Raw genomic sequence first — 17353 nt, forward strand, 5'->3', positions numbered from 1 at the left:
CGCGCCGTTGCCCGGCACACGATCATCGCCGCACGCGGCGGCTGGCATGTGCCGCCGCCACGGGCGCGCGGCCGGCGCGCATGTTGACCGCTCATGTTGACGACAGGGACGACGATTCGATGAACGAACCAGTAGACGAACAGGTGCTCAAGTCGCATACCGACCGGCGCCAGCTGCACCAGATCATCGCGGGGCTCACCGAGGGCGTGATCCTGATCGAGCCGGACCAGCGGATCGTCTGGGCGAACGAGGCTGCGCTCGCGATGCACGGCGTGACCGAGCTTAAGGCGCTCGGCGCGGACGTCACCGAATACCGCGAGCGATTCCGGCTGCGCTACCGGAACAACCATCCCGTGCGCGACGGCCACTATCCGATGGATCGCGTGATCGCCGGCGAGGAGTTCAGCGACGTGACGGTCGAGGTCGAATCGGCCGCCGACGAGTCGGTGAGCTGGGTGCACCGCATCCGCAGCCTCGTGCTGACGAACGCGGCCGGCGAACCCGACTGCCTCGCGCTGGTGCTGCACGACGCGACCGAATGGGCGAGCGCCGAAGAGCGCTTCGAGCGCACCTTCAACGCGAATCCGGCGCCGGCCGTGATCTGCCGGCTCGACGACTTGCGTTACGTGAAGGTCAACCAGGGCTTTCTCGACATGACGGGCCACGCACGCGACGACGTGCTCGGCCGCTCGGTGTACGAGGTCGACGTGCTGGACCAGGCCGAGCGGCGCGAGCTGGCGATCGAGCGGCTCGGCGAAGGCGCGACCATCCCGCAGATGGAAGCCGTGCTCAAACTTGCCGACGGCAGCACCAAGGCGGTGGTCGTCGCCGGGCAGCCGATCGACATGAACGGCGAGGCGTGCATGTTGTTCACGTTCATGGATCTCGAGCCGCGCAAGCAGGCCGAACGCGCGCTGATGCAAAGCGAGGAACGCTTCGCGACGGCCTTCCGGATGGCGCCGGTCGCGACCGCGATCGTCACGGCCGACCGTTTCGAGCTGCTCGACGTGAACGATGCGTTTGCCGCGATGACGGGCCACGCGCAGGCCGACCTGCTCGGCAAATCCGCGGACGAGATCGGGCTGTGGGCCGAACGCGGCGCGTGGTCGCGCATCGAAGGCCGGCTCGCGCGCGACGGCCACGTGCGCAACGTGGACGTACAGATCCGCACGCGCGACGGCGACGTGCGCGATTGCGTCGTGTCGGCCGATCCCGTCGCGATTCACGGGCGCGACTGCCTGCTCGTCGCGCTGCTGGACATCAGCGACCGCAAGCGCACGGAGATGGAGCTCGTCTATGCGATCGAGACCGCGATGCAGGACGCGTCGTGGTTCAGCCGCACGCTGATCGAGAAGCTCGCGAACGTGCGGCGCGCGAACGCGCCGGATGCGGGCGCCCAACTGTCCGACCTGACCGCGCGCGAGCGCGACGTGTTCGACCTGCTGTGCCACGGCCTCGCCGACAAGGAGATCGCCGGTCGCCTCGGGCTGGCGCCGAACACCGTGCGCAATCACGTCGCGACGATCTACGCGAAGCTCGACGTGCACAGCCGCGCCGAGGCGATCGTCTGGGCGCGCGAGCGCGGCATCGTCGGCGCGGCCGAAACGAACGGCGCGCGCGGCGACAAGGGCGGCGCGAAAGGCACGGACTGACGGGATCGGTGCGAATGCACCATGCGCACTGGTGCATCCGCATCTGCCGCCCGTGGCCGCCGCTTGCGATCCTGTCCGCTCGGCGGTGCCGCGCAGGCCGCTGCATTGCCGGCTTTCCTCAACCATCGCAGGAGACGACCATGGACAGGAATCGCATCGAAGGCAAGCTCAAGCAGGTCAAGGGTTCGGTCAAGGAAGCACTCGGCAAGGTGACGGGCGACCGCGAGACCGAAGCGCAAGGCGTGGCCGAGCAGCAGGCCGGCAAGCTCCAGGAGAAGGCCGGTGAGGCCGCCGATGCGGTGCGCAAGCATACGGGCACCGATCGGCACTGACCGATGACGCGGCGCCCGCCGTGGGCGTCGCGAAGGCCGGCCGGGCCGGCGCCGCGACGATGATGCGCGGCCGGCATGACGACGACCGGCCTTTACCCTTCGGCGCGGCCGCCATTCCCCACGGAATACCGCCATCCACGGCCGCCGCCGGACGGCCGTCGATCGGCCATCAGCACGGAACTTGATGACAAATCCTCACGACATAGTTCCGATATTTCGTTTGCTGGACGGGTATTGGCTACCCACAATCCCTTCACCTCTTTCGCGATGAAAGGTTCCTCGGAGACGGAGCCGCGGTGATCGTCCGGCCGGATCGGCGTGTCGCACGCACTCCGGCACGGAAAGGCATCACCGGCGCGCAGGAGGTTGCCGACGCGTGCCAGTCTCGCGTTGCATCCCGACCCATAGAAGAAGGATTGCCATGACGTTCCGCATTCGTTCGCTTTCCGGCGTCGCGCTGACCGCCGCGCTTTTCGCATTCCAGACGGGCGCGGCCCATGCGCAGGAGACGATCGTCAAGGTCGGCGTGGCCGGCCCGCTGACGGGCGGCGGCGCGGCATACGGCAAGGACATCGAGAACGGCGTGCGCATGGCCGTCGACGAAGCGAATGCGGCGCGGACGACCGTCGGCGGCAAGCCGGTGAAGTTCGTCGTCGCGTCGCAGGACGACCAGAGCGATCCGCGCACCGGCGTGCAGGCCGCGCAGCAGCTCGCCGATGCGCAGGTGGCCGTCGTGATCGGCCACTTCAATTCGGGCACGACGCTGCCCGCGTCGAAGATCTATGCGAAGGCCGGCATTCCGATGATCACGCCGTCGGCGACCAATCCCGACATCACGCGCGCGGGGCTCGACACCGTGTACCGCGTGATCGCGACCGACACGCAGAACGCCGGCAACGCCGGTGCGTACGCCGCGAGCGTGACGAAGGCGAAGCGCATCGCGATCATCGACGATCGCACCGCGTTCGGCCAGGGCGAAGCCGACGAATTCGAGAAGGCCGTGAAGGCGAACGGCGGCACGATCGTCGCGCGCGAATTCACGAACGACAAGGCCGTCGACTTCAGCGCGCAGCTCACGAAGATCAAGAGCGCCAATGCCGATCTCGTGTTCTTCGGCGGCCTCGACGCGCAGGCCGCGATGCTCGTGAAGCGCATGCGCCAGCTCGGCATCCGCGCGCAGTTTCTCGCGGGCGGCGGCGTGATGAACGCGAACTTCATCAAGCTTGCCGGCAATGCGGCCGAAGGCGCATCGGTGTGGGAATACGGGCAGCCGCTGTCGCGTCTCGCGAAGGGCAAGCTGTTCGAAACGAAATTCAAGCAGAAGTACGGCGTCGACATGCTCGCGTATGCGCCGTTCGCGTACGACGCGACGTGGATCGCGATCAACGCGATGCAGAAGGCGAACTCGACGAAGCCGGCCGATTTCAACGGCGCGCTGAAGGGCACGCGCTACGACGGCATCACCGGCACGATCGCGTTCACGAACACGGGCGACCTGAAGAACCCGAGCTCGACGCTGTATGAGGTGAAGAACGCCGCGTGGCAGCCCGTCACGACGAAATCGGCGGACTGAACGCAACATGCGCGCGGACTTTCGCGGCGATGCCTGACGTGCTGAAATAGCCGAAGCGATCGTCGAGGAAGTTTGCCCGCGCGATGCCGCGCGAGTCGCGGCACGCATCACCACAGGCCCTGAGCCTTTTACGTGCAACCGGAGTCAGTCGTGAGTTCTCAAGTCGTCATCGTCGGCGGTGGTGTGATCGGCAGCTCGATCGCTTATTTCCTGCGCGCCACCGATCCCACGGTCGCCGTGACCGTGATCGAACGCGACCCCACCTATGCCAAATCGTCGTCGGCGCTGTCGGCCGCGTCGATTCGCCAGCAGTTTTCCACGCCGTTGTCGATCGAGATGTCGCTGTTCGGCATCGACTTCCTGCGCACGATCGGCGAGCGGCTCGAAGTGGACGGCCACCGGCCGTCGATCGACCTGCACGAGGGCGGCTACCTGTTCCTCGCGACGCCGGCCGGCGACGCGACGCTGCGCGAGAACCATGCGCTGCAGACGCGCCTCGGCGCCGATATCCGGCTGATGGACGGCGACGCGCTGCGCGCGAAGTTCCCGTGGCTGAACGTCGACGATCTCGCGTCGGGCGCGTACGGCGTGAGCGGCGAAGGCTGGTTCGACGGCTACGGGCTCGTGCAGGCGCTGCGCAAGAAGGCGCAGGCGCTCGGCGCGCGCTACGTGCCGGCCGACGTGAAGGACGTGGTGCGCGACGGCCGCAGGATCACGCATGTCGTGACGGGCGACGGCGAGCGCTACGCGTGCGACACGCTCGTCAACGCGGCCGGTGCTTGGACGCGCACGCTGTCGTCGATGATGGGCATCGACATCCCCGTGTATGCGCGGCGGCGCAGCATCTTCAACGTATCGTCGCCGGCGAAGCTCGCCGATTGCCCGCTGCTGATCGATCCGACCGGCGTGTATTTCCGGCCGGAAGGGCGCACGTATATCTGCGGCACGTCGCCGAGCCCGGATCGCGACCCGGACGACCTGCCGCTCGACGAAGTCGACCACGACCTGTTCGACGACGTGATCTGGCCGACGCTCGCGCACCGCGTGCCGGAATTCGAGGCGCTGCGCGTCGAGCATTGCTGGTCCGGGTACTACGAGTACAACGTGTTCGATCACAACGCGATCATCGGCTACCACCCCGAACTCGACAACGTCGTGTTCGCGAACGGCTACAGCGGCCACGGGCTGCAGCAAGGGCCGGCGACGGGGCGGGGCGTCAGCGAACTCATTCTGGGCGGGCGTTACGACACGCTCGACCTGTCGTCGCTCGGCTGGGCGCGCGTGCTCGAAAACCGGCCGATCGTCGAAAAGAACGTCGTGTAGTGCGGCGTAACCGCCCGGTATGGGGTGGGCGGGATTCTCCTTGTGTCTCAAACCCGTTGGCCCGACTTTGTCGGGCCTTTTTTCGCAGCGTGCGTCAGCCAACGCCGTAGACGGCGTCGCGCAGATCGAGCGTGTACTGCCCGTTCATCCCTTCGTAGAGCGTGTTCGACAGCGACACGACGGTGAGCCCGCGTGCGCGATCGACGAACCACGAATGACCGTAGACGCCGCCCCAGCGCCACGTGCCGACGGATTCCGGCGACGCGGCCGCCTGCGGGTCGCGCAGCACCGAGAAGCCGATCCCGAACCCCGCGCCCGGCAGGTCCGGCAATTCGAGATCGCCGGTCTGCACGCGGCCCATCTCGTCGACCAGCTCGGCCGGCAGAATCGCACCGCCGCCTGCGCGCAGCGTGTCGAGCACCGTCAGCACGTCGCCGGCGGTGCCGACCATTCCGGCGCCGCCCGACGGGAACGCATGCGCATCGAGCGCGCGCGACGGCGAGTACGTGACGCCGACGAACCCTTCGTCGATGGGCACCGTCTCGTTCTCGGCGAGCCGGTGCGGCTGCGGCGTGTCGTTGACGTACGGCGTGGCGAGCCGTGCGGGATCGCGTGCGACGAAGCCCGTGTCGCGCGCCCCGAGCGGGCGCAACACGAGCGCATCGATCGCATCGGCGAGCGGCATGTCGCAGACGACCTCGATCAGCGCGCCGACGACGTCGATCGACAGCGAGTAGTTCCAGTTGGTGCCGGGCGCGAACAGCAGCGGCACGCTCGCGATCCGGCGCAGGTTTTCCGCGAGCGTGATCGATGCGCCATCGAGCCCGTCGGAGACGCCCGCACGCGCATAGGGGCCGTTCGCGTCGGTTTCGTTGAAGCGATAGTCGAGGCCGGCGGTATGCACGAGCAACTGGCGCACCGTGATCGTCGGCACGCGGCCGTCGGGCAGCGCCGGGCGGAATTCGGGCAGCCAGCGCGTGATGTTTTCGTCGAGCGACAGCTTGCGTTGCGCGACGAGCGCCATCGCCGCTGCCGAAACGATCGGCTTGGTGACCGACGCGAGCCGGAACAGCGTGTCCTCGCGCATCGGCGTGCGCGATTCGCGATCCGCGAATCCGGCCGCGCGGCGATAGACGAGTTCGCCGTCGCGGGCGACGAGCACCACCGCGCCGACGAGGCGCTGCGTGTCGAGCTGGCGGGACAGGACCGCGTCGATGCGCTCGGCGAGCGCGGGATCGGTTGACGACTGCAGTGACGATGCGGGAGAGGAGGTCATCGAAAGTTCCGTCGTGAAGGGGCCGATCGACATGTTAGGCGGCTGCGGCCGCACGCGTCGTTAACCCTTACACGGAACAGGGCGATGTGCGCGGTACCGGCCGGCGTCGACGAGCACCGGGCGCGGCGGCAGGCAAAATAGGCGCCAAGCGGCCGGCCGCGTTCGTTAGAATCTGCTTTCGTCGAGGAAATGACGCAGTTGCATGGTGCAGAGCAGTATCGAATCGAAGACGCTGCTTGTCCTGATTCCATCGTTCATCTTTCGCCGGAGGCGAGCATGCCAGGTTTACTTCCCGATGTTGACCGCGAGGGGCTCCTCGAATATTCGGTGGTGTACACCGATCGCTCGGTCAACCATATGTCGCAGCGCTTTCAGGGCGTCATGCGCGACATTTCCGCCACGCTGAAAAAAGTCTACAACGCGAAGTCGGTCGCGATCGTGCCGGGCAGCGGGACGTTCGGCATGGAAGCCGTGGCGCGACAGTTCGCGACGAACAAGAAGTGCCTCGTGATCCGCAACGGCTGGTTCAGCTTCCGCTGGTCGCAGATTTTCGACATGGGCAGCATTCCGTCGGAAACGACGGTGCTGAAGGCGCGCCCGGTCGAAGCCGGGAGGCAGGCCGCATACGCGCCGGCCCCGATCGACGAAGTGGTCGCCGCGATCAAGGAAAACAAGCCCGATCTCGTGTTTGCGCCGCACGTCGAAACCGCGTCCGGAATCATGCTGCCCGATGCGTACCTGCGCGCGGTGGCGGATGCCGTGCATGCGGTCGGCGGCATGTTCGTGCTCGATTGCATCGCGTCGGGCACTGTGTGGGTCGACATGCAGGCGAGCGGCGTCGATATCCTGATCAGCGCGCCGCAAAAGGGCTGGAGTGCGTCGCCGTGTTGCGCGATGGTGATGTTCAGCCCGCTCGCGCGCGAGCGCATCGATTCGACCACCAGCACCAGCTTCGCGTGCGATCTGCGCAAGTGGCTGCAGATCATGGAAGCGTACGAGGGCGGCGGGTTCGCGTATCACGCGACGATGCCCACGGACAGCCTCACGACGTTGCGCGACGTGATGAAGGAAACCGACGCGTACGGTTTCGACAAGGTGAAGGCGGAACAGCTCGAACTCGGCGAGCGCATTCGTGCACTGCTGACGGAGAAGGGGTTCCGGAGCGTGGCCGCGAAAGGGTTCGAGGCGCCGGGTGTCGTGGTCAGTTACACCGACGATGACGGGATTCGCACCGGGAAGAAGTTTGCCGATGTCGGTTTGCAGATCGCGGCAGGCGTGCCGTTGCAATGCGACGAACCGGAGGATTTCAAGACGTTCCGGCTCGGGTTGTTCGGTCTCGACAAGCTGCATGATGTCGATGGCGCGGTGAAGCGGTTTGCCGATGCGTTGAACCGGATTGTTTGAGGCGGTTGTGCGGGATGGAGTGCTTCGGTGGCCACCGCTCATTCATTGAGCGGCGGCTCTGAGTCGTTGAAAACGCAACTATTCAGGATCATGACATGGCCGAAAGCGCTCTCACCTTTACCAGTCAAGCCGAATGGGAAAGCTGGTTGGGGCAGAACGGCAGCACGTCGACCGGAGTATGGCTGCGTCTCGCGAAAAAAGGTACTGGGCAGCAAACCGTCACCTACCAAGAGGCGTTGGAGAGTGCCTTTTGTCATGGCTGGATCGATGGTCAAAAGAAGGCCGAGAGCGAGCAATACTGGTTACAACGCTTTACCCCGCGCTCGGCGAAAAGCATTTGGTCCAAACTCAACAAGGACAAGGCCGAAGCGTTGATCGCCGCAGGCAGGATGCGCCCGGCCGGCATGGGCGAAATCGAGAAGGCGAGGAAGGACGGCCGTTGGGAGGCTGCCTATACGTCGGCCAGCAACTCGATCGTGCCGGACGACTTGCAGGCAGCGTTGGATGCCAATCCGAAAGCCGGGAAGTTTTTCGCAACACTGAACAGCCGTAATCGCTATGCGATCCTGTTTCGGATACAGAATGCCAAGAAGCCGGAAACACGAGCACGGAAAATCGCCGAATTCATCGACATGCTGAAGCGGGGCGAGACTTTTCATCCGTAGAGCGTGGGTTTCCGACGGAGATTTTGTCGAACGCGATCGGCGCGTGAATTGTTCCGATCGCCATATGAATGGGAAAACGGGAATGGGAGCAAGAATGCATATCCGCGCATCGGCGTTCAGCCTTCGTCGCGCGGCGCTGGGCGCCGCCATGGCGCTGACATTGTCGTGGTTCACCGCTGCGCAAGCGCAGGGCTGCGCACCGGATAGCGTAGCTCCCGAGTGCTTGCTGCAACGTAGTCAAGATGAATTTCAGCAAGCAGACGACGAATTGAACCGCACTTACCAAAAGGTATTGAAGTCGCTGTCTCGGCCACGTGACGAGTACGTCGACTATCCAGCACTCAAGGTGAAATTTGTCGCGGCTCAGCGGCAATGGATCCGTTTTCTCGGCGACGAGTGTTCCGCTTGGTATCTGATAAACGAGGCAGGCGCGGATCGTAATCTTGATCTACTGACTTGCGAAATCGACAGAACACGTGATCGTACGCGTCAATTGAACGCGTGGCTCAAACAAGTGAGCCATGGTTAGTGCGGCGCTAGATAAAGACAGAATGAGTGCCGGGAGCGCGGCTAGCGTCAGGCTTGTTACGTGGTGCGCCGGGATGGTAGCTCGGATATAACGGGGGAAACGAGCGATGGTGTCGAAAAGCCTCCGCAGAGCGACGGCAGACGATGTCCCGGTACTGACACAGATCCGGAACGATGCACATGCAAAGAAGGTCGCGCATGGCGACCACGTATGGGGCAAGGAACGCGACGGCTTCTCCGAACGGTGGGTACGAAACCACGTCGCAGAGAAAGCCGTGTACGTCGTCGAACAGGATGGCACGCTGGTCGGAACGTTCTCGCCCGACTTTGACGATGACAGGCACTGGGGGCCCAAGCGCCGATTGCGGGCTACGTGCACGGTCCCGCGTGCGGAAAGGTTTCAACGGGCTCGGCAGCTTCATGCTCGACGGGTGCGTTCATGAGGTGAGCCGCTTGAACCGGCGTTTGCTTCGACTCGACTGCGGCGCTGAAAACATGACGCTCTGCGCTTACTACGAGTCGCTGGACTTTGTCCGCGTCGGATTGCAAACGGACGGTATTGCCTGGTCCCTGTACGAAAAACCCGTCAGTTCGGTCCGCCGGTGATCGCGGCGGCCCAGCAGCAAACATCGGCGACGGATTCCACGTCAGCCGGGGTCACACGATCGAACATCATGCGTTCGCGAACGGTCGACGTCGTCCGATGCCGCGTCACCGTTACCCTGCTACGCCGGCAAAAGGCCCGCTTTACGATAATTGTCGATCAGCGCGTCGTAGAGGGAGAGATCGGCGCGACTCCGCGCGATGAGCTGAGCGCCGGCGATGGCGGCGAAGATTGCCCGCGCCCGCTGTTTGCTCTCCCGGGCGCTGACCACCGCCGCTGCGGACAGCACCTTGCTCAGCCACGCCACATTCACGTCTGCGAAGGCCAGGACTTCTTTCATCACGACTTCCGGCAGATCGTCGGTTTCGGCGGCCATGAAGCTGCAAAGACACAGGCGGTTGCCGGTCTCGAGCGCCTTGCGGAAGGTATCCGGATAGCGGCGCAGGCAGTCCAGCGGATCGCGCGATCGGGCCAGCATGTCGTCCAGCGCCGCCGCGGAATCCTCCCAGTAACGCCTCGCCACCGCGGCGCCGAGATCGGCCTTGCTTTCGAAGTGGTGGTAGATGCTCGCGGCCTTGATCCCCACCTCGCTGGCGAGATCCCGATAGTTCAACCCGCCGTAGCCGTGCGTCTGAGCGAGCCTCGTGGCGGCTGCCAGAATTCTTTCTCTCGAGTTCGAGCTCGCTTCGTTCGTCACTGCTTCAGTCTCCGCGCACGGGAAATGGGTGTTGACACTCCGGATTCTACCTTATATGGTTAACCTAACAAACGTTAGGTAGTTTTCTCCGGCGACATGTTTTCACGTCGTCCGATCCAGTGCAACCGACTACGGAGCGCCCCTGCAATGACTTCCAGTAACGTCGACTTCGACACAGCCCAACTGCCCATGATGAAGATCCACGATTTCCCGACAGGGCCCTATCCGACACGCGTGCGCATTGCACTGGCCGAAAAGGGGCTGCAATCGCGCGTCCGGTTCGTGATGGTCGATCTTTACAAGGGCGAGCATAAGGAGCCCGAGTTCATCGCCAGCAAGAATTATTCGGGTACGTTGCCGGTGCTGGAACTCGATGATGGAACGTGCATTGCCGAGTGCACGGCCATTACCGAATACCTCGACGCGCTCGTCGGCGTACCCACGCTCACCGGCACCACGCCACGCGAAAAAGGCATCATCCACATGATGAGCAAGCGCGCCGAGTTGGAACTGCTCGACGCGATCAGCGTCTATTTCCATCACGGCACGCCGGGGCTGGGGCCCGACGTGGAGACGTATCAAAATCCGGAGTGGGGATTCCGTCAACGCGACAAGGCGTTGAGGGGCATGCGCTACTTCGATGCCGTTCTGCAACGGCAACCGTATGTCGCGGGCGAGACGTTCTCGATGGCCGACATCACCGTCATCGGTGGTTTGATCTTTGCGATGCTCGTGAAGCTGCCAGTGCCTGAGGAATGCGAAGCGCTTCGAGCCTGGTACGCGAGAATGCTGGCGCGTGAGAGCGTCAGGAACCAACCGGTGTTTGCGATGCTGGCCTGAGCTGCCCCCGCACCGGTCGATAACGGGCGGATGAGGCGAGCGAACGGATGACCGCGCTACCGCGTCAAGCGGTACAAAACATCGGGACAACCCTCCTCGTTTCTGCTTCCGTCGCTGTACGCAATGGCAACGAACCCGTGCTGCTCGTAAAACGCAGCAGCATCGTGGTTCATTTGGAACGTATGGAGCTGGAGCGTGCCGTCCGTTTGCTACTTCACCGATTCCAGCAGGGCAGTGCCGATCCCTTGCCGTTTGAATTCAGGGCACACGTACAGTTGCTCGAGCCATGTCACGCCGTCGGTGACGGCGTGTGCGGCCATGCCGATGATGTGGCCATCGTTCACGGCAACGGTAACATTGCCCGACGGAACAAGCATGTTGGCAACCCAATCGCGGACGGCCGCTTCGGCGTGCGCGAGTGGCGCATAGGATGCCAGCGTGTCGCGCGACGCAAGATCAGGGGCATGGTTCGGCCACTCCGAAGTCGTCAAGGAATGCTCGACGATAGCAGCATGGCATCGAACTTCCAAGGCCGTGTGGAATGCTGCTGAAGGGGGCGGCTGAAATCGGCAAGTCCGCGCAATATATCGAGTTTGCAGCACGGACGATTGACGCAGCGTCCGGCCGACAGGCGACGTTCGCGATCACCGTTACGTCGACATGCGAGCGACGGTTCCGCTCGAACAACCGCCCTTGGCCGCGCAATTGCCAAGCCCCGTTTGACAACCGAGCCTGTCTCCGTGCGTGCCGGAAACGCCCTCATACCACGCGGATTCAAGGATGGAAATGGTGCCGGCCACAAACGCTTGCTCTGGTAAGATTCCGCGGCGCTCACGCTGACATTCGCTTATCAAAGTTCGCACACGCAACACTATCGGGGGAAAGATTGGACTGGCCGGCTTCGATTCAAGCGTTTGGGAGTATCGCTTCTTTAGTAGTCGCTGTAGCTGCTTTTTGGGTTCCACACAAGATCAGTAAACGCGCTTTGGAGCAGGCAGCTGTTGACAAAATAGCGCGCTCTCGAATTGCACAGGCATCACTACTACCAACCCTCTACCGGCTCCGCTCCGCTACATCAGACTTTCTCGAAGAGGAATCCGGCGAGCTCTCATTCCTTGGCGTTCGGAGAGAAGCGGAAAGCTTTGACAGCAATTTCTTCGACTTGGTACCCGAGGTTGCTGCCATACTCGCGCTCGCTGTTGAAAGTGGTGCCATCCAGAAAGACGTAACTGAACTTTCGATCCTTTTGTTTAAGACAAAGGAAGATCTTTCGTCTACAACGAAGCTGCAGAGGGACGGCTATCACGCAGCGTGGATTAATCATAAAGACATTTTCATTGACGCCGCCCGGGCGCTCAACACGTTATCTGACAAGATCATCAAAGAAATCGAAGCCCAACCGAGCAGCAAGCCCTGACATCAGCGTCGCATCCAGTCACTGGCAGCTCGTGTAGTGCGGCAGGTTGCCATTGAGATTCGAGGCAACGCCGACGGGCAACAGGTCAGCCGGCTCGACGTCAGCAAGACTGACGATAGCCACCGTTCCCCGATGGTTACGCCGGCGGCGGCTTCTGTCGATGACTCGTCCTCAAATGACGGCACCGAATGACCGTTGCGATTTGCTACTTGCCCTTGGAACCTTGACCGATCGACCGGCTGCAACGGGTCGTTCTTAGCCGGTAACGGACCACCGCCGCATGTGGCAACATTGCGGCCATCGCTACATCACACCACCGTGCTGACTGATCGATCCATCGGAGGGAACTCATGTTTGACCACGTCAAATTCGGCGTCAGCGACTACGCCGCCAGCAAGGCGTTTTTCCTGAAGGCACTTGAACCGCTGGGCGCTGAAATTGTCGGGGAAGGTGAGCCGTCGTACGGGATCGAGATCGGGCTGCCCAGCAAGTCTTCACTGTGTTTGTTCCCGACCGACGAGAAGCCGGCGCCTCTCCACATCGCGTTCGCGGCCGACACGCGGCAGCAAGTCGATGCGTTCCATCGCGCGGCGCTGGAGGCCGGCGGGAAAGACAATGGCGCGCCCGGGCTGCGGCCGCATTATCACGCGAACTACTACGCGGCGTTCGTCATCGCTCCGGATGGACACAATATCGAGGTGGTGTGTCATCGGGCGGAGGGGTGATGCGCTGGATCGGTAAAACGCTCGCGGCGATCGCAAGCATGCCGCTCGTCGGCATCGCCTGCGTTCAAGCAGCGCCCCGCGAAACGGCATTCCCGCGCTTCACGCAAACCGAAGGCAAGCTCGATGCCGACGGGCTTCCGCTGTCAGGCGTGAAGCTCTGCGTGCTGCCCGACCGTGCGCCGTGCTTCGAGATGCCGCCGGCGCCGCTTCCCCATTCTTCGAAGGAGTGGTACCAGTTCGGCCTGAATCCGCGGTCCGAGCGGTTGCCGATTGCATCGGGCGGCTCGTGGGTGTTCTTCTCGGGGATGTTCTCGGGTGGCGGCAGCGGGATGCTGGAGCGCGTGGCGGTGCTGCGGGTCGGCGCGAACGGCAAGATCGAGAACCTGATGCCGATCGTCACAGAAACGGAAATGGCCGACCGCGCGATGTGGAACTTGCCGGAGGTGTCGCCGTATCCGCTGTTCGTCCGGGCCGATTACGTGTGGGGCAAGGACGAGGATCATTTCGGTCAGCACTTCTTCGACGTCGACGCGTGGATGTTCGATCCCGCCGCCAATCAATACGCGAAGCGCTTTTCCTACCGTACGAGCAAACGCTACGACAGGGGCGAGGGCGCGGACCACGTGCTGAGCGCCGAGCGTCCGGAAATCCTGCGGCGCCTTGCCGCCGGCAAGTAACGCCGCTATCGCTGCACTTCTCCGTACGTCTCCTTGCACACCTCGCGTAGCGCGTCGACGAGCAGATCGCGCGCGGGCGACTGCGAATCGGCGGAGCGCGTGAACAGCGCAATCGGCGGCAGCGTCCACACCAGCGAATAAGGCACGATCGCCACGCCGGCGATCCGCACCAGTTCTTCCGCGATATCGGCCGGCACGATCGACACGGCCTCGTCGCTCGACGCGATCATTTCGCCGATCAGCTTCGACGAGTAGCTTTCGACGATCGGCACGGGCGGTGCGATGCCGGCCGACAGGAACAGGTCGGTCACCTGTTCGCGCATCGGCGTATGCGGCGCGCCGAGAATCCAGTCGAGCGCGTGCAGCTTGTGCCAGTCCAGCGGCGTGCGGGCGAGCTTGGCGGCCAGCCGCCGGCTCGCGATCATGCGCGGCTGCTGCTGGTACAGCACTTCAAACGAGACCTGCCCGAGATCGATCGCCGACGACGCGCGCCCGATCACGATGTCGACACTGTGATCCCTGAGCTGCAGCAGCAGCTGGTCGCTGGTGCCTTCGTGAATCGTCACGGTCAGGCGCCGCTCCATGCGCGCTTGCAGCCGCTTCAGCGCGGCCGACAGCATCTGGCCGGAGATGAACGGAATCACGCCGATGTGCAGATGAGCCGCATGCCCGGCGGCGACGGCCTCCATCTCGCGGGCGAGGTGGTCGAGATCCTTGATCATCGCCTTCGCGCGCTCGAGCACGACCGCGCCGAGCGCGGTGGGCCGCATGCCGCGCGACGAGCGCTCGAACAGCGGCGTGCCGAACATGCTCTCCAGTTCGGACAGCGCGTTCGTCACGGCCGGCTGGCTGCTTGCCATGTGCTCGGCGACGCGCGTCAGCGATCCGTGCTGCTGGATCTGCAGCAACAGCACCAGATGCCGAATCTTCAGACGCGTGCCGAGCCGCCTGACCACGTCGTTTGCGTCAAAATTCATTGACTGGTCATGCATTCATCATGAAAAAGTGATGGGCCGATATTAAAACAGAATCATCACGTTATGGCGGATCCCTAGAATCACCTTCATGGATCGCGCCGGGACTGGCCTGGCGCCCACGCCGGGACGAAAACATGAAACAGACAGAGACACAGCAGCAGGCCGCCTTCGACTATCACGAATTTCCGACCCCCGGGAAAATCTCGGTCGTCGCGAGCAAGCCGCTGGTGACCCAGCGCGATCTGGCGCTGGCCTATACGCCCGGCGTGGCGAGCGTGTGCGAGTCGATCGCCGCCGATCCGCTGACGGCGCACCGCTTCACGAGCCGCGGCAACCTGGTGGGCGTGATCACGAACGGCACCGCCGTGCTTGGCCTGGGCAACATCGGCCCGCTCGCGTCGAAGCCGGTGATGGAAGGCAAGGCCGTACTGTTCAAGAAGTTCGCCGGGATCGACGTGTTCGACATCGAGATCAACGAGACCGACCCGGACAAGCTGGTCGACATCATCGCCGGCCTCGAACCGACGTTCGGCGGCATCAACCTCGAGGACATCAAGGCGCCGGAATGCTTCACCGTCGAGCAGAAGCTGCGCGAGCGCATGAAGATTCCCGTCTTCCACGACGATCAGCACGGCACGGCCATTACCGTGTCGGCCGCGTTCATCAACGGGCTGAAGGTGGTCGGGAAATCCATCAAGGAAGTGAAGGTCGTGACGTCGGGCGCCGGTGCGGCCGCGCTGGCGTGCCTGGACCTGCTGGTCGACCTCGGGCTGCCGGTGGAAAACGTGTGGGTGACCGACATCGAAGGCGTCGTCTATCGCGGCCGTACCACGCTGATGGACCCGGCCAAGTCGCGCTTCGCGCAGGAAACCGATGCGCGCAAGCTCGCCGACGTGATCGGTGGCGCGGATGTGTTCCTCGGGCTGTCGGTCGGCGGCATCCTCACCGCGGAGATGCTCAAGCAGATGGCGGCGCGTCCGCTGATTCTCGCGCTGGCCAACCCGACGCCGGAAATCTTCCCGGAACTGGCGCACGAGACGCGGGACGACGTCGTGATCGCGACGGGCCGCTCGGACTACCCGAACCAGGTCAACAACGTGCTGTGCTTCCCGTACATTTTCCGGGGCGCGCTGGACGTGGGCGCGACGACGATCACGCGCGAGATGGAGATCGCCGCGGTACACGCGATCGCGGGGCTGGCCGAGGAAGAGCAGAACGAAGTCGTCGCGGCGGCCTATGGCGCGTACGACGTGTCGTTCGGCGCGCAATACCTGATTCCGAAGCCGTTCGACCCGCGCCTGATCGTGCGGATCGCGCCGGCCGTGGCGAAGGCGGCGATGGAAGGCGGCGTGGCGACGCGTCCGCTCGCGAATCTCGATGCGTACGTCGAGCAGTTGCAGCAATTCGTCTATCACTCGGGTGCGTTCATGAAGCCGCTGTTCGCGACCGCACGCCAGCTCGTGCGCGACGGCGGCAAGGCGCGGATCGTGTTCACCGAAGGCGAGGACGAGCGTGTGCTGCGTGCGGTGCAGGTGATCGTCGACGAGAAGCTGGCGCGGCCGATTCTGGTCGGGCGTCCGGAGGTGCTGCTCGCGCGCATCGAGCGGTTCGGGCTGCGTTTGCGGCTCGGTCAGGACGTCGAAGTGACCAATCCGGAATACGACGAACGTTTCCCGCAGTACTGGACGAAGTATTGGGAACTGCGGTGCCGCGACGGTATTTCGAAGGAAATGGCGCGCGTGGAAATGCGCCGCCGCCTGACGCTGATCGGCGCGATGATGGTGCAGCTCGGCGACGCGGACGGGATGATCTGCGGGACGGTGGGCGAGTATCACAATCACCTGCGGTTCGTGGACGAAGTGATCGGCAAGAAGCCGGGTGCGTCGACCTACGCGGCGATGAACATCCTGTTGCTCGATCAGCGGACGGTGGCGCTGGTGGATACGCACGTGAACGACAACCCGGATGCGGAGCAGATCGCCGAATTCACGATCGCGGCGGCGCGGCAGATGGAATGGTTGAACCTGACGCCGAAGGTCGCGCTGCTGTCGCGGTCGAATTTCGGGTCGGGGAGTGCGGCTTCGGGCGTGAAGATGCGCCGGGCGCTGGAGATCATGCGGGAGCAGGCGCCGGATATCGAGGCCGATGGCGAGATGCATGGCGACTGCGCGCTCGATGAAGGGCTGCGGGCGAAGCTGCTGCCGATGTCGCCGTTGAAGGGGGCGGCGAATTTGCTGGTCTGTCCGAATGTGGATGCCGGCAACATCGCGTACAACCTGCTCAAGACCGAGGCGGGGAGCAATGTGGCGGTGGGACCGTTCCTGTTGGGCGTCAATGCTCCCGTGAATATCCTTACTTCCAGCGCCACCGTGCGGCGGATCGTGAATATGGCAGCGTTGACCGTGATCGAGGCGAATCGGGGTGTGGGTGGGTGATTGATTGATGGGTGGGGGGGCGGCGATGGCCGCCCGCCCCTCTGTTGCTGATACTCCAGTGTAAAACAACTAAAATAACACCGCAGTTGAATGCATGAGGAGATGGCTAAACGATTACATATTTTGCGGGTAGATGAAATAGGCGGAAAGTAATATAGTGAATTTGCAAAATATCGACAACGTCGCCCAGGGGGCTGGTGCATGAGCCTAACAAAAACTCGAAAATAT

16 protein-coding genes are annotated in these 17353 nt (G+C 63.6%); 12 read left to right on the top strand and 4 right to left on the bottom strand.

What is annotated here, in order from left to right; translation table 11 throughout:
• Positions 1-119 precede the first annotated feature (119 nt).
• From LGM42_RS12930 to LGM42_RS12945, 4 genes are all read left to right on the top strand, one after another.
• Entirely contained in the window at positions 120-1652 is a 1533-nt protein-coding gene (locus LGM42_RS12930) for a helix-turn-helix transcriptional regulator (protein ID WP_059579822.1), read from the top strand.
• Between the two features lie 140 nt (positions 1653-1792).
• Complete coding sequence (locus LGM42_RS12935; RefSeq protein WP_059579825.1) at positions 1793-1984, top strand: CsbD family protein; 192 nt, start codon at positions 1793-1795, stop codon at positions 1982-1984.
• Positions 1985-2405: 421 nt separating this feature from the next.
• The gene (locus tag LGM42_RS12940) at positions 2406-3557 is read left to right on the top strand and encodes a branched-chain amino acid ABC transporter substrate-binding protein (RefSeq protein ID WP_226232367.1); all 1152 of its coding nucleotides are present in this window, start codon (positions 2406-2408) and stop codon (positions 3555-3557) included.
• Between the two features lie 150 nt (positions 3558-3707).
• On the top strand, positions 3708-4880 hold the full coding sequence (locus LGM42_RS12945; protein ID WP_059579830.1) for an NAD(P)/FAD-dependent oxidoreductase: 1173 nt from the start codon (positions 3708-3710) through the stop codon (positions 4878-4880).
• A gap of 94 nt (positions 4881-4974) precedes the next feature.
• Here LGM42_RS12945 and LGM42_RS12950 read toward each other — a convergent pair whose 3' ends face one another.
• Positions 4975-6156 carry a serine hydrolase domain-containing protein gene (locus LGM42_RS12950; RefSeq protein ID WP_226232368.1) on the bottom strand — a complete coding sequence of 394 codons (1182 nt, stop codon included), beginning with the start codon at positions 6154-6156 and terminating at the stop codon, positions 4975-4977.
• 276 nt (positions 6157-6432) lie between these two features.
• Between LGM42_RS12950 and LGM42_RS12955 the strand changes: the two genes are divergently transcribed.
• From LGM42_RS12955 to LGM42_RS12965, 3 genes are all read left to right on the top strand, one after another.
• Entirely contained in the window at positions 6433-7560 is a 1128-nt protein-coding gene (locus LGM42_RS12955) for an aminotransferase class V-fold PLP-dependent enzyme (protein WP_226232369.1), read from the top strand.
• A gap of 95 nt (positions 7561-7655) precedes the next feature.
• Positions 7656-8225, top strand: coding sequence for a YdeI/OmpD-associated family protein (locus tag LGM42_RS12960; protein WP_226232370.1), 570 nt, complete (start codon positions 7656-7658; stop codon positions 8223-8225).
• 64 nt (positions 8226-8289) lie between these two features.
• Complete coding sequence (locus tag LGM42_RS12965; protein WP_226232371.1) at positions 8290-8754, top strand: lysozyme inhibitor LprI family protein; 465 nt, start codon at positions 8290-8292, stop codon at positions 8752-8754.
• Positions 8755-9478: 724 nt separating this feature from the next.
• On the opposite strand, the gene LGM42_RS12970 is transcribed toward LGM42_RS12965, so the two are convergent.
• Positions 9479-10054: a TetR/AcrR family transcriptional regulator gene (locus LGM42_RS12970; RefSeq protein WP_226232372.1), complete on the bottom strand. Its 576-nt coding sequence runs from the start codon at positions 10052-10054 to the stop codon at positions 9479-9481.
• Positions 10055-10201: 147 nt separating this feature from the next.
• Between LGM42_RS12970 and LGM42_RS12975 the strand changes: the two genes are divergently transcribed.
• The gene (locus LGM42_RS12975) at positions 10202-10894 is read left to right on the top strand and encodes a glutathione S-transferase (RefSeq protein WP_226232373.1); all 693 of its coding nucleotides are present in this window, start codon (positions 10202-10204) and stop codon (positions 10892-10894) included.
• 209 nt (positions 10895-11103) lie between these two features.
• On the opposite strand, the gene LGM42_RS12980 is transcribed toward LGM42_RS12975, so the two are convergent.
• Complete coding sequence (locus tag LGM42_RS12980) at positions 11104-11385, bottom strand: GNAT family N-acetyltransferase (RefSeq protein ID WP_226232374.1); 282 nt, start codon at positions 11383-11385, stop codon at positions 11104-11106.
• Between the two features lie 395 nt (positions 11386-11780).
• On the opposite strand from LGM42_RS12980, the gene LGM42_RS12985 reads away from it, so the two are divergent.
• The 3 genes from LGM42_RS12985 to LGM42_RS12995 all read left to right on the top strand — a co-directional run bounded on the left by LGM42_RS12985 (position 11781) and on the right by LGM42_RS12995 (position 13713).
• On the top strand, positions 11781-12311 hold the full coding sequence (locus LGM42_RS12985; protein ID WP_124862890.1) for a hypothetical protein: 531 nt from the start codon (positions 11781-11783) through the stop codon (positions 12309-12311).
• Positions 12312-12661: 350 nt separating this feature from the next.
• Positions 12662-13036: a VOC family protein gene (locus LGM42_RS12990; RefSeq protein ID WP_060315966.1), complete on the top strand. Its 375-nt coding sequence runs from the start codon at positions 12662-12664 to the stop codon at positions 13034-13036.
• Entirely contained in the window at positions 13036-13713 is a 678-nt protein-coding gene (locus LGM42_RS12995) for a hypothetical protein (RefSeq protein WP_226232375.1), read from the top strand. The genes LGM42_RS12990 and LGM42_RS12995 overlap by 1 nt, the downstream gene beginning before the upstream one ends.
• 5 nt (positions 13714-13718) lie before the next feature.
• Here LGM42_RS12995 and LGM42_RS13000 read toward each other — a convergent pair whose 3' ends face one another.
• Positions 13719-14690 carry a LysR substrate-binding domain-containing protein gene (locus LGM42_RS13000; RefSeq protein ID WP_226232376.1) on the bottom strand — a complete coding sequence of 324 codons (972 nt, stop codon included), beginning with the start codon at positions 14688-14690 and terminating at the stop codon, positions 13719-13721.
• A 134-nt stretch (positions 14691-14824) separates the two neighbouring features.
• Between LGM42_RS13000 and LGM42_RS13005 the strand changes: the two genes are divergently transcribed.
• Complete coding sequence (locus tag LGM42_RS13005) at positions 14825-17125, top strand: NADP-dependent malic enzyme (RefSeq protein ID WP_060315955.1); 2301 nt, start codon at positions 14825-14827, stop codon at positions 17123-17125.
• Positions 17126-17353: the final 228 nt, after the last annotated feature.

The organism is Burkholderia sp. AU39826, from assembly GCF_020419965.1.
Lineage (GTDB): Bacteria > Pseudomonadota > Gammaproteobacteria > Burkholderiales > Burkholderiaceae > Burkholderia > Burkholderia semiarida.

What these genes read in the sequence shown, in the direction of transcription:
- LGM42_RS12930 (WP_059579822.1), top strand. Translation starts at nt 120, where the DNA reads ATGAACGAACCAGTAGACGAACAGGTGCTCAAGTCGCATACCGACCGG.
- LGM42_RS12935 (WP_059579825.1), top strand. Translation starts at nt 1,793, where the DNA reads ATGGACAGGAATCGCATCGAAGGCAAGCTCAAGCAGGTCAAGGGTTCG.
- LGM42_RS12955 (WP_226232369.1), top strand. Translation starts at nt 6,433, where the DNA reads ATGCCAGGTTTACTTCCCGATGTTGACCGCGAGGGGCTCCTCGAATAT.
- LGM42_RS12975 (WP_226232373.1), top strand. Translation starts at nt 10,202, where the DNA reads ATGACTTCCAGTAACGTCGACTTCGACACAGCCCAACTGCCCATGATG.
- LGM42_RS12950 (WP_226232368.1), bottom strand. Translation starts at nt 6,156, where the DNA reads ATGACCTCCTCTCCCGCATCGTCACTGCAGTCGTCAACCGATCCCGCG.
- LGM42_RS13005 (WP_060315955.1), top strand. Translation starts at nt 14,825, where the DNA reads ATGAAACAGACAGAGACACAGCAGCAGGCCGCCTTCGACTATCACGAA.
- LGM42_RS12960 (WP_226232370.1), top strand. Translation starts at nt 7,656, where the DNA reads ATGGCCGAAAGCGCTCTCACCTTTACCAGTCAAGCCGAATGGGAAAGC.
- LGM42_RS13000 (WP_226232376.1), bottom strand. Translation starts at nt 14,690, where the DNA reads ATGAATTTTGACGCAAACGACGTGGTCAGGCGGCTCGGCACGCGTCTG.
- LGM42_RS12990 (WP_060315966.1), top strand. Translation starts at nt 12,662, where the DNA reads ATGTTTGACCACGTCAAATTCGGCGTCAGCGACTACGCCGCCAGCAAG.
- LGM42_RS12965 (WP_226232371.1), top strand. Translation starts at nt 8,290, where the DNA reads ATGAATGGGAAAACGGGAATGGGAGCAAGAATGCATATCCGCGCATCG.
- LGM42_RS12940 (WP_226232367.1), top strand. Translation starts at nt 2,406, where the DNA reads ATGACGTTCCGCATTCGTTCGCTTTCCGGCGTCGCGCTGACCGCCGCG.
- LGM42_RS12995 (WP_226232375.1), top strand. Translation starts at nt 13,036, where the DNA reads ATGCGCTGGATCGGTAAAACGCTCGCGGCGATCGCAAGCATGCCGCTC.